General features: G+C 72.2%; 13 protein-coding genes. 10 read left to right on the plus strand and 3 right to left on the minus strand.

The window, feature by feature from the left end; translation table 11 throughout:
• A partial coding sequence (locus EAD89_RS31185; protein WP_233579218.1) for a hypothetical protein occupies window positions 1-209 on the minus strand: 209 nt, incomplete at its 3' end.
• On the opposite strand from EAD89_RS31185, the gene EAD89_RS28135 reads away from it, so the two are divergent.
• The 7 genes from EAD89_RS28135 (at window position 199) to EAD89_RS28165 (ending at window position 7,563) form a co-directional block, all read left to right on the plus strand.
• Entirely contained in the window at window positions 199-894 is a 696-nt protein-coding gene (locus EAD89_RS28135; protein WP_233579219.1) for a TIGR03936 family radical SAM-associated protein, read from the plus strand. The genes EAD89_RS31185 and EAD89_RS28135 overlap by 11 nt on opposite strands.
• Before the next feature lie 131 nt (window positions 895-1,025).
• Complete coding sequence (locus EAD89_RS28140) at window positions 1,026-4,100, plus strand: Rne/Rng family ribonuclease (protein WP_121677814.1); 3,075 nt, start codon at window positions 1,026-1,028, stop codon at window positions 4,098-4,100.
• A gap of 129 nt (window positions 4,101-4,229) precedes the next feature.
• A complete protein-coding gene (locus EAD89_RS28145) occupies window positions 4,230-4,730 on the plus strand; it encodes a hypothetical protein (protein WP_121677815.1) in 501 nt (166 codons plus the stop codon).
• A 166-nt stretch (window positions 4,731-4,896) separates the two neighbouring features.
• Complete coding sequence (gene rplU, locus EAD89_RS28150) at window positions 4,897-5,211, plus strand: 50S ribosomal protein L21 (protein ID WP_074313742.1); 315 nt, start codon at window positions 4,897-4,899, stop codon at window positions 5,209-5,211.
• A gap of 11 nt (window positions 5,212-5,222) precedes the next feature.
• The gene (gene rpmA / locus EAD89_RS28155; RefSeq protein ID WP_074313740.1) at window positions 5,223-5,477 is read left to right on the plus strand and encodes a 50S ribosomal protein L27; all 255 of its coding nucleotides are present in this window, start codon (window positions 5,223-5,225) and stop codon (window positions 5,475-5,477) included.
• Between the two features lie 93 nt (window positions 5,478-5,570).
• Complete coding sequence (gene obgE / locus EAD89_RS28160) at window positions 5,571-7,043, plus strand: GTPase ObgE (protein WP_121653646.1); 1,473 nt, start codon at window positions 5,571-5,573, stop codon at window positions 7,041-7,043.
• A gap of 70 nt (window positions 7,044-7,113) precedes the next feature.
• The gene (locus tag EAD89_RS28165) at window positions 7,114-7,563 is read left to right on the plus strand and encodes a GNAT family N-acetyltransferase (RefSeq protein ID WP_121677816.1); all 450 of its coding nucleotides are present in this window, start codon (window positions 7,114-7,116) and stop codon (window positions 7,561-7,563) included.
• Window positions 7,564-7,597: 34 nt separating this feature from the next.
• Here the strand turns inward: EAD89_RS28165 and EAD89_RS28170 are convergent, their stop codons facing one another.
• Together EAD89_RS28170 and EAD89_RS28175 are read right to left on the minus strand one after the other, a co-directional pair.
• Window positions 7,598-8,257 (minus strand): DUF6766 family protein, encoded by a 660-nt coding sequence (locus EAD89_RS28170; protein WP_121677817.1) that lies wholly within the window; start codon window positions 8,255-8,257, stop codon window positions 7,598-7,600.
• Between the two features lie 72 nt (window positions 8,258-8,329).
• Window positions 8,330-8,821, minus strand: coding sequence for a DUF4383 domain-containing protein (locus EAD89_RS28175; RefSeq protein ID WP_121677818.1), 492 nt, complete (start codon window positions 8,819-8,821; stop codon window positions 8,330-8,332).
• Window positions 8,822-9,051: 230 nt separating this feature from the next.
• Between EAD89_RS28175 and EAD89_RS28180 the strand changes: the two genes are divergently transcribed.
• The 3 genes from EAD89_RS28180 to EAD89_RS28190 are packed head-to-tail and all read left to right on the plus strand — an operon-like array spanning window position 9,052 to window position 10,971.
• Complete coding sequence (locus EAD89_RS28180; protein ID WP_121677819.1) at window positions 9,052-9,825, plus strand: hypothetical protein; 774 nt, start codon at window positions 9,052-9,054, stop codon at window positions 9,823-9,825.
• A gap of 31 nt (window positions 9,826-9,856) precedes the next feature.
• On the plus strand, window positions 9,857-10,324 hold the full coding sequence (locus tag EAD89_RS28185; RefSeq protein WP_121653651.1) for a phage holin family protein: 468 nt from the start codon (window positions 9,857-9,859) through the stop codon (window positions 10,322-10,324).
• Window positions 10,321-10,971, plus strand: a complete 651-nt coding sequence (locus EAD89_RS28190; protein WP_121677820.1) for a DUF3618 domain-containing protein — start codon at window positions 10,321-10,323, stop codon at window positions 10,969-10,971. The genes EAD89_RS28185 and EAD89_RS28190 overlap by 4 nt, the downstream gene beginning before the upstream one ends.
• Window positions 10,972-11,076 lie beyond the last annotated feature (105 nt).

The raw sequence follows: 11,076 nt of genomic DNA on the forward strand, positions 1-11,076 counted from the left end.
GCCCCACCCGGCCCCACCCGGCCGCCCGTGTTGATCATGAAGGTGTTGCCAGCCGCAAGGCGTGTCGCCGACAACAACTTCATGATCAACGTGAGCTGAGTTCCGAGGAGCGAGACGATCAGTAAGAAACCACAGCCGGAGGGTGGGCAGGCGCCGGTCGTCCAGCGCGTCCGCATCCGGTACGCCAAGCGCGGGCCGCTGCGGTTCACCTCGCACCGGGACTTCGCCCGGGCCTTCGAGCGGGCGCTGCGCCGGGCGGGCGTGCCGATCGCCTACTCCCAGGGCTTCACCCCGCACCCGAAGATCTCCTACGCCAGCGCCGCGCCCACCGGGGTGGCCAGCGAGGCGGAGTACCTGGAGATCGGCCTCCAGACGCCGGTCGACCCGGAGGCGCTGCGGGCCGCGCTGGACGCCGCGCTCTCACCCGGGCTGGACGTGCTGGACGCCGTGATCGCCGTCGGGGGCAGCCTGCCGGACCGGATCGAGGCCTCGCACTGGCACATCGAGCTGCCCGAGGTCGACCCCACCGTGCTGCGCAGCACCGTGGACGCCTTCACCGCCGCCGAGGAGGTGCTGGTCGAGCGGATGACCAAGCAGGGGCGACGTACCTTCGATGCCCGTGCGGCCGTTATGTCAATCGATGTCGTCGCGCCGACGCCGACGCCTTCCGGGGCGCCGGCCGTACCGTGTGCGATACTCGAACTGGTCGTGCGGCAGGTCACCCCGTCCGTACGGCCCGATGACGTCCTTTCCGGCCTCCGCGTGGTGGCCGACCTGGAGCCGCCGGTCTCGCCGAGGGTGACCCGGCTGGCTCAGGGCACGCTGACCGCGCAGGGTGCGATCGTGGATCCGTTGGATGCGGACCGCGACGGGGCAGCCATCGTTGGGCACTGACCGACGGTCAGTGCTCTGGCAGGCAGACTTCGGCGGTCGCGCACCACGCGCGCCCGGCGGAAACACTTTTGCGGCGACCCTGCGTGGCAGCGCTCACCCGCGCCCGGGGCAGCCAGAACTGGAGAACGTCCATGCTCGAGAACGAGCCCGAGGGCGGCGAACGGACCGGTTCACAGCCGGCCGGCGACACCGCTGACCAAAGCACCACCGCTGACGGCGCCGCCGTCGCGAACCCCACCGCTGCCGGATCGGCCGCGCTGGAACCGGCTGGCACGGAGCCGTCCGGCGCGGAGAGCGCCGAGCCCGCCGCGCCTGCGCGGCGTACCCGGGCGACCCGCCGTCGAGCCGCCCCGCTCAACCAGCCGGAGCAGACCGACGCCCCGGTCGAGGCGTCCACCGGCGGGGCCGGCGCCGGCGAGTCGCCGCAGGCGGAGGTCTTCGCCCCGATCTCCGGTGACCTGGACACGCCCCCGAAGACGCCCCGGCGCCGCCGCAAGGCCGCCCCGGTGGAGAAGACCGCCGAGGAGCCGCTGGTCGCGGCCTCCGCCGAGGAGGCCTCCGCCGAGGTGCTCCCCCCGGTCAAGGTGACCCGCACCCGGCGCAAGAAGGCCACGCCGGCCGCCGTCGAGGAGCCCCCCGCCGCGGAAGAGCCCGCCGCTGTCGAGGAGCCGGTCGCCGAGACGCCGGCGGAGTCCGACCTGCGCGAGGCGGAGGCCGAGCTGAACGAGGCGGAGCTGCCCTCGGGCGGGACCGCCACCGAGGAGGCCCGGACCAGCGGCGCGCAGGAGCGCTCCGGCGAGGTGCCGCCGGGCGTGGCTGTGGCCGGCCTGGCCAACGAGCCGATCGAGCCGGCCGAGATCGTCGAGCCGGAGCAGCCGCGGACCCGCCGCCGGCGGGCGGCGCTCTCCGCGCCCACCGTGCTGTTCATGGCTCCGCAGCCGGACGCCGTGCCGGTGACCCGGCCGGCGGAGCCCACTCCGTTCGCCGAGGAGCCGGTCGCGGAGGAGGCCGCCGAGCCGTCCCGCCGGCGGCGGCGCGGTCGCCGCGACACCGAGCCGGTGGAGCCGGTCGAGGCGATCGAGGCCGAGGAGGAGCCGACCGAGGAGGCCGAGGAGGCCATCGAGGCGGACGAGGACGACGAGGACAGCGCCGCCGCGCGCCGCCGCCGGCGGCGTGGCCGCCGTGGCCGTGGCCGTGGCAAGGGTGGCGCCGATGACGCCGAGGACGAGGAGTCCGACGAGGCGGCGCAGGCCGAGGAGGAAGAGACCGCCGAGGCCGAGGGCGACGAGGACGAGGAGTCCGAGGGTGGGGACGGGCTGACCCGTCGCCGCCGGCGTCGCCGCCGCCGGGGTGCCGGCGACACCGAGGGCGCCGCCGACGACGGCGTGCCGACCGTGGTCAAGATCCGTGAGCCGCGTCGGACCGTCGACGAGGTGCAGGGCGTGTCCGGCTCGACCCGGCTTGAGGCCAAGCGCCAGCGCCGCCGGGACGGCCGGGAGCAGCGGCGTACGCGGCCGCCGATCCTCAGCGAGTCGGAGTTCCTGGCCCGCCGGGAGGCGGTCGACCGGGTGATGGCCGTGCGTCAGCGCGGTGACCGTACGCAGATCGCCGTCCTGGAGGACGGCGTGCTGGTCGAGCACTACGTCACCCGCAACTCCTCCGGCACGATGGCCGGCAACGTGTACCTGGGCAAGGTGCAGAACGTGCTGCCCAGCATGGAGGCGGCGTTCGTGGACGTCGGCCGGGGCCGCAACGCGGTGCTGTACGCCGGCGAGGTCAACTGGGACACCTCCGGCCTGGAGGGGCGTGCCCGTTCGATCGAGCAGGCGCTGCGCTCCGGCGACTCGGTGCTGGTCCAGGTCACCAAGGACCCGATCGGGCACAAGGGCGCCCGGCTGACCAGCCACATCGCCCTCTCCGGCCGGCACCTGGTCTACGTGCCCAACGGCAACGCCTCCGGGATCAGCCGGAAGCTGCCGGACACCGAGCGCAAGCGGCTCCGGGACGTGCTCAAGAAGCTCGTCCCGGACGGCGCGGGTGTGATCGTCCGGACGGCCGCCGAGGGCGCCAGCGAGGACGAGCTGGCCCGGGACGTCAAGCGCCTCCAGGCCCAGTGGGAGGACATCCAGGCCAAGGCCGCCGAGGGCGGCGCGCCGGTGCTGCTCTACGAGGAGCCCGACCTGGTCATCCGGGTCGTCCGGGACCTCTTCAACGAGGACTTCCGCGAGCTGGTGATCGAGGGCGAGCAGTCGTACGACATCGTCGAGTCGTACCTGTCGCACGTCTCCCCGGACCTGGTCGACCGGGTGCGCCGGCACGTCGGCACGAGCGACGTGTTCGCCGAGTACCGGATCGACGAGCAGATCATCAAGGGCCTGGACCGCAAGGTCTTCCTGCCCTCCGGCGGCTCGCTGGTGATCGACCGTACCGAGGCCATGACGGTCGTCGACGTCAACACCGGCAAGTACACCGGCTCCGGGGGCAACCTGGAGGAGACGGTCACGCGTAACAACCTGGAAGCGGCGGAGGAGATCGTCCGCCAGCTCCGGCTCCGCGACATCGGCGGCATCGTGGTGATCGACTTCATCGACATGGTCCTGGAGTCGAACCGCGAGCTGGTGCTGCGCCGGCTCACCGAGTGCCTGGGCCGGGACCGCACCAAGCACCAGGTCACCGAGATCACCTCGCTCGGCCTGGTGCAGATGACCCGTAAGCGGATCGGCGCGGGCCTGCTGGAGGCGTTCAGCGAGACCTGCGAGTGCTGCAAGGGTCGGGGCGTCATCATCCACACCGAGCCGGTGCCGGAGAAGCCACGCTCCAACGGGGCGGGGGAGAAGGTCAAGGCGGTCGCGTCGTCGGTCGCCGCCGCCCCGCCCGCCGAGCAGGGCAGCGCGTCCTCGCGCCGTCGGGCGCGCAAGAGCGCCTCGGCCGAGAAGGCGGTGGTCGAGGTCGTCGAGAACGACACCAGCACCGCACCGGAGGCCGACTACGTGGACACGATGGGCTACGACCTGTCCCGCTACGAGTCGGACACCGCGGCCGCGCCGGCGGTGTCCGACAGCCAGCAGGGCGAGTCGGCCCGGCTGGCCGCCGCGGACGACCCGGACGCTCTCGCCGACGGTGACGCCGACGAGGAGAACGGCGAGGGCGGCACGGGCCGGCGCCGTTCCCGCCGGGGCGGCGCCCGCCGACGGACCCGCCCCTGACCGCCTGACCGCCGGGTCTGACCGGCACGGTGTTTGACGAGGTCCCTTCCCTGGCAAAGTGACAGGGGAGGGACCTCGCCGGTCCGGCCACCCGGTCCGCGATCGGCCACTCCCGGGCAGGAGAAGAAGATGCGTCGTCTGCTCGCCGTCACCGTGCTGGTCGCCGCGCTCTCCGCCGGGGCGGGTTGCGCCACCGACCGGTCCGGCGGTGAGGGGCCCGGCACGACCGGGGGTTCCGGCTCGGCCGCCGGGACCGGGGGCACCCCGACCGGCACGCCGGTGGGCGGTGGCGCGTCGGGCGACAACACCGAGCAGGTGTGCGCCGCGGCACAGCAGGCCGGCACCACCGCGCTCGAGACTTACGTGGCGGAGGTGGGTCGGATGATCGCCGCGTCGGGTGTCGGGGACAGCGCCACCGCCGAGGCCGCCCGCAAGCGGGCCGAGGCCGCGCTGACCGGCTGGCGGGCCGCGCTGCGGGAGCAGTCGGCCCGAGCCGCCGACCCGCAGCTCAAGACACTGCTCACCGACATCGGCACCGAGGTCGCCGCGCTCGGCGCCGACGTGGAGTCGATCGACGAGACCGAGCTGGACCGGCTCCAGCAGCGCCTCGACCAGCTCTGCGCGGGCTGACCAGGGCGGGCCGGTTTGGGGTCCGGGCCGGCGATGGCGTACTCTTGCCTGCGGCGCACTTTTGGTGTGCCGAGTTCCCGTGTGCCCGCGCTGCCGTGCACTGCTACCCGGCGAGCCGCCGCGGGGACGACCGCCAGCAGCCTCAACGACAGGGAGTCCGCCTCCGATGTACGCGATCGTCAAGACCGGCGGCAAGCAGTACAAGGTCGCCGAGGGCGACGTGATCGAGGTCGAGAAGCTCACCGGTGCTCCCGGTGACGCGGTGAAGCTCACCGCGGTGCTCCTCGTCGACGGTGACGACCTGGTGACCGACGCGGCGAAGCTTGCCGAGGTCGCGGTGTCCGGCGAGATCGCCGCGCACACCAAGGGCCCGAAGATCAAGATCCACAAGTTCAAGAACAAGACCGGCTACCACAAGCGCCAGGGTCACCGCCAGCCGCTGACCCAGGTCAAGGTGACCGGCATCTCCAGCGGGAAGTAGGTCGTCCTCCAATGGCTCACAAAAAGGGTGCGTCCAGCTCGCGTAACGGTCGTGACTCCGCGGCCCAGCGACTCGGCGTGAAGCGCTTCGGTGGTCAGGTTGTCAGCGCCGGTGAGATCCTCATCCGGCAGCGCGGCACCAAGTTCCACCCCGGTGACCTGGTCGGCCGTGGCGGCGACGACACGCTGTTCGCGCTGTCCGCCGGTGCGGTCCTGTTCGGCACCAAGCGCGGTCGCAAGACCGTCAGCATCGTTCCGCAGCAGTAGCTCTCAGGCGTTGCGGGCCGCGGACCTCCGGGTCCCGGCCCGCTTCGCTTTTTTCGCAGTGCGGGGTCGAACCTCGCTGGAAGGATTGACGCCGTGGCGACGTTCGTTGACCGGGTCGTTCTGCATCTGCAGGCCGGCGATGGCGGGCACGGTTGTGTCTCGATCCACCGCGAGAAGTTCAAGCCCTTCGGTGGGCCGGACGGCGGCAACGGCGGACACGGCGGCAGCGTGTCCCTGGTGGTCGACCCGCAGGTGACCACGCTGCTCGACTTCCACTTCCGCCCGCACGTCAAGGCCGACAACGGCAAGGGCGGCGCGGGGTCGAACCGGGACGGGGCCAACGGCCACGACCTGGTGCTCAAGGTGCCCAACGGCACGGTGGTGCAGACCCTCGACGGCACTGTGCTGGCCGACATGGTCGGCGCCGGCACCACCTTCGAGGTGGCCCGTGGCGGGCGCGGCGGGCGGGGCAACGCCTCGCTGGCCAACGCCAAGCGCAAGGCTCCCGGCTTCGCCGAGCTGGGTGAGCCGGGCGACCACCTGGACGTGGTGCTGGAGCTCAAGAGCGTCGCCGATGTGGGCCTGGTGGGCTTCCCGTCGGCCGGCAAGTCGTCGCTGATCTCGGTGATCTCCGCCGCGAAGCCCAAGATCGCCGACTACCCGTTCACCACCCTGGTGCCGAACCTCGGCGTGGTCCGGGTGGACAACCACACCTTCACCGTCGCCGACGTGCCGGGCCTGATCCCCGGCGCGGCCACCGGCAAGGGCCTGGGTCTGGAGTTCCTGCGGCACATCGAGCGCTGCGCCGTGCTGGTGCACGTCATCGACTCGGCGACGCTGGAGCCCGGCCGCGACCCGGTCGCCGACATCGAGACCATCGAGGCGGAGCTGAACGAGTACGGCGGGTTGGCCGACCGGCCGCGACTGGTGGCCGTGAACAAGGTCGACGTGCCGGACGGCCGCGACCTCGCCGAGATCGTGCGTCCCGACCTGGAGGAGCGCGGCTACCGCGTGTTCGAGGTCTCCGCGGCCACCCGGGAGGGGCTCAAGGAGCTCACCTACGCGATGGCCGACCTGGTCGACGCGCAGCGCAAGGCAGCGCCCCCGGCCGAGCCGACCCGGATCGTGATCCGCCCGACGGCCGTGGACGACGAGGGCTTCACCATCGAGGCCGAGACCGACGGCTCGTTCACCGTCCGGGGTGTCCGGCCGGAGCGGTGGGTCAAGCAGACCAACTTCGACAACGACGAGGCGGTCGGCTACCTGGCCGACCGGCTGGCCCGGCTCGGGGTCGAGGACAAGCTGGCCAAGGCCGGCGCGCAGCCCGGTGACCTGGTCCGGATCGGTGAGCGCGAGTTCGACTGGCAGCCGACGCTCTTCGCCGGCGTGGACTTCGTGCCCGGCAACCGGGGCACCGACGTCCGGCTGGAGGCGAGGTCGAATCGGGCGCGTGCGGCGGAGCGGCTCGCCGCCCGCAAGGCCCGTCGGGTGCGCTCGGGGGACGAGCTGGGCGCCGACGCGTCGGACGACCTCGTCGACATCGACGACGAGGACGACGCCGAATAGCCCGGTGCGCTCCGTGATCGGGTTGATTGCCGGAAACCTCCGCGAAATCCATCCCGCCTAACGTGGGGTGATGCTGATCGAAGCTCGGCCCGCCATCGATCCGGAGATCGCCGCCCTGGTCATCGCCCAGCAGCGTGAGCTGCGCGAGGCCGACGGCGGGTTGGACGGGCAGGTCACCGTCACCCACGACGACATCCGTTACCTGGCCGTGGTGGTGAACGGCCGGGCGGTCGCCTGCGGTGGGCTCCAGTCGATCGACTCCGCCACCGGCGAGGTCAAGCGGATGTACGTCCGGCCGGCGTACCGGGGTCGGGGCATCGCCCGCCAGCTGCTGGCCGCGCTGGAGGAGCTGGCGTTCCGGCAGGGGCACTCGGTGGTCTGCCTGGAGACCGGCACCTACCTGCCGGCCGCCATCGGGCTGTACACCTCGTGCGGCTACGACCGGATCCCGGTGTACGGCGAGTACGTGAACAACCCGTACAGCGTCTGTTTCGCCAAGCGGCTGCCGGTCGCGGCCTGACGGCCCGGGCCGCCGAGCCCGGTGGCGGCGGCGCTCAGGCGCCGGTGCTGGCGTGCGCGACGGTGACCGGCTTCGACTCCGGAGAGCCGTGCTGGCGCAGGACGATGCTCAGCACGATCAGGGCGCCGACGGCGAGGAACTCGCTCTGCCAGTTCTGCATGGACTGGAACCAGAAGTCGCTGGTGCCGAGGAAGTCCCAGACCCCGATCGGCGGTGCGCCGCTCTGCAACGCCTGCTCCTGGTTGTACGCGGCGGTGCCGCCGAGCAGGTGGCCGACGAACGAGCCGAGGAAGATCAGCAGGAGCGCGATGGAGAGGCTGTTGCGGTAGACGGTCAGGGGCAGACCGCCGACGCGTACCGGCCAGGGTGACTGCGGGGTGGCCTTGCGCTCGTCGTCCTCCGGCCGGTCGGTCTGGTCCACCGGCTTCGACTCGGCCGACCCCCGCTGCACCAGGTGCGCGGTGAGCAGCACGTACCCGCCCATCTGGAGGAACTCCGACTCCCAATTCTCGAAGACCGCCTCCACGAAGTGCCCACTGGTCAGGTACGCCGGCCAGCTCAGCGGCGCCGCGCCGAACTCGGTCAGCTCCTCGTTGTGGGTCTGCCAGCCGAAGACGCTCTGCAACACCAGGAAGACCAGGAACGCGCCGAGCATGGCGACGGTCAGTGCGTTGTCACGCAGCCAACGGGGCATGTCACACCTCTTTCGCGAATCACCCCGGGGATACCCCTGCCGGGATGATCGCCAAACCGCTGGAGAGCCGGTTCAGGGCCGGTCGATCGGCGTGTCGAGGCGTCCGCCGGTGCCAGCCTGGTTGGAGAGCAGCAGTCCGAGCGCCAGCATGCCGAAGCCGAGCGCGAGGTGCAGCCAGTTGTCGGCGGAGTTGATCGGCAGGATGTTCGCCCCGCCGTCCTCGTTGATGGCCTCGATCGCCAGGCCGTACAGCCAGAGCGCGAGGTAGATCGCGCCGCCGCCGGCCAGGAAGAGCCGGGCGCCGGCGACGCTGCGGGCCATCGCCAGGCCGACCAGCCCGAACAGCAGGTGTACGGCGTTGTGCAGGATCGAGATCTGGAACAGCCCGAGCAGCAGGGCCTCCGAGTGGTGTCCGGCGAACCGCAAATCGCCGTAGTCGGTGGTGATGCCGGGGATGAAGCCGAGGATGCCGATCAGCAGGAAGACCGCGGCCACGATCAGCGCGGCCTGCTGGACCCGGGGTCGGTGGCCGGCCGGTCGGCCCCCTCGCGCGTCTCGTGCCATCGCTGCCCCCTCCGTGGATCTGCCGGCCCCGCGAACCTCACTGTCCGCAGCGGCGACGTGACGCAGCCCGACGATCCTCCATTTTGAAGTCGATCCGACGGGCCGCGCAGAGAAATGCACGAAGAGGTATGGAAGGCGGAACGCAGGGTAGGTGAATGGTCAGCGGCCGCGGCAACGCGGCCGCATCCCCCCAGCACAACCGCGACGACTTTCCGAGCGGAAGGGAAATCATGTCTTACGATCTTTCACCTACGTCTTCCACGTACGGGCAGGAGTCGACCAACGGCGGAGGCGTCCGCGAGCAGGCCCGCCAGGTCGGGTCGGAGGCCGCGCACGCCGGCGGCGCGGTCGCGCAGACCGCCAAGGAGCAGGGCACCGAGGTCGGCCGTGAGGCGGCCCGGCAGGCCCGCAACCTGTACGGCGAGGCCCGCACCCAGCTCGCCAGCCAGACCGGTGAGCAGCAGCGTCGGGCCGCCGGTGGGCTGCGTTCGCTGGCTGACGAGATGCGCTCGATGGCCGAGCAGGGTGGCCAGGCCGGCCCGGTGAGCGAGCTCGCCCGCCAGGCCGCCGACCGGGTGCACGGCGTGGCCGGCTGGCTCGAGGAGCGCGAGCCCGGCGACCTGATCGCCGAGGCACGCGACTACGCGCGGCGCAACCCGGGCACCTTCCTGGTCGGTGCGGCGGTGCTCGGCGTGCTGGCCGGCCGCCTGACCCGCAGCATCTCCGCCGCCGGCGACGACTCCGGCAACGGTTCGGCGAGCTACCGCGGCGCCGGGGCGTACGACCCGGAGCAGACCGCGGTGATCCCGACGCCGGCGCCCGCGCCCCGCGCGACGCCGGACGCCGTGCCGCCGGCTGGCTACCTCGACCCGACCCCGGGCACGTACGCCGACCCGACCCCCGGCGCCTACGGCGAGCCGACCGGCACCGGTCAGCCGCTGCCGCCGGTGAGCCAGACCGACCCGCTGCCCGGCGTGCCGTCCAGCGGCACCACCCGCCCGTGAGCCACCGAGTCATCCGAAGGGAGGCGACGGCATGACCATGCCGACGCAGGGGTCCGGCCTGGACTCCGGTTACCACCCCGACGCGGGTGCCCCGCACACGGCGGCGGAGGTGAAGGGCAGCTCGCTCGGTGAGCTGATGCGCCAGGTCACCAGTGACCTGTCGACGCTGATGCGCCAGGAGGTCGAGCTGGCCAAGGCGGAGATCCGCCAGGAGGGCAAGAAGGCCGGAAAGGCCGCCGGGCTCTTCGGCGGCGCCGGCTTCGGCGGCTACATGGTGGCGCTCTTCGTGTCCATCGCCCTGTGGCAGTTCCTGGACAACGTCATGGACTCCGGCCTGGCCGCGCTGATCGTGGCCGTGATCTGGGCCGTGGTCGCCGGTGTCCTCTACTCCATGGCCAAAAAGAACGCCCAGCACGTACGCGGGCTCAAGCAGACCAACGACAGCGTGCAGCGGATCCCCGACGCGCTCAAGCCTCACCCGGAGGGAGTCACCCGATGAGCACCGATCCCGACCAGATCCGCCGGGAGATCGAAGCCACCCGCAACAACCTGAGCTCCGACGTGGACGCGCTGGCGTACAAGGTCAGCCCCAGCCGGATCGTCGACGACCGTAAGCAGCGGGCCCGTTCCGCGCTGCAGAATGTGAGGGACAAGGTCATGGGAACCGCGTCTGACCTCGGCCACGGCACCGGCCACGCCGCCCACTCGGTGGGCGACCGCGCCTCGTCGGCGGCCTCCAGCGTCAGCGACGCCGCGCACTCGGCGGCCTCCACCGTCAGCGACGCCGCCCACAGCGCGCCCCGGGTGATCCGGCAGAAGTCCGAGGGCAACCCGCTGGCCGCCGGCCTGATCGCGTTCGGCGTCGGCTGGCTCGCCTCGTCGCTGATCCCGGCCACCCGCCGGGAGCAGCAGGCCGCGACCCAGATCAAGGAGAAGGCCAGCGAGCACAGCGGGGCGGTGAAGGAGAAGCTGAGCGAGGTGGCGAGCGAGCTCAAGGAGGAGCTGCGCGAGCCGGCCCAGCACGCCGCCGAGTCGGTGAAGTCCACCGCCCAGGGCGCCGTGGACGCCGTCAAGGACGACACGAAGTCGGCAGCGCAGGACGTCAAAGACCAGACCCAGCAGTCCCGCCAGCAGGTCAGCCCCTGACCCGACCCCGTACCACCCCGACAGCTCGCGGCCACCTCGGTGTCCGCGAGCTGTCGGGTGTGTCAGCGGGGCCGCAGCGTGCGGGTCGGGTGGGCGGCCCGGCGG

This window comes from Micromonospora sp. BL4 (genome assembly GCF_003667505.1).
Classification (GTDB): domain Bacteria; phylum Actinomycetota; class Actinomycetes; order Mycobacteriales; family Micromonosporaceae; genus Micromonospora.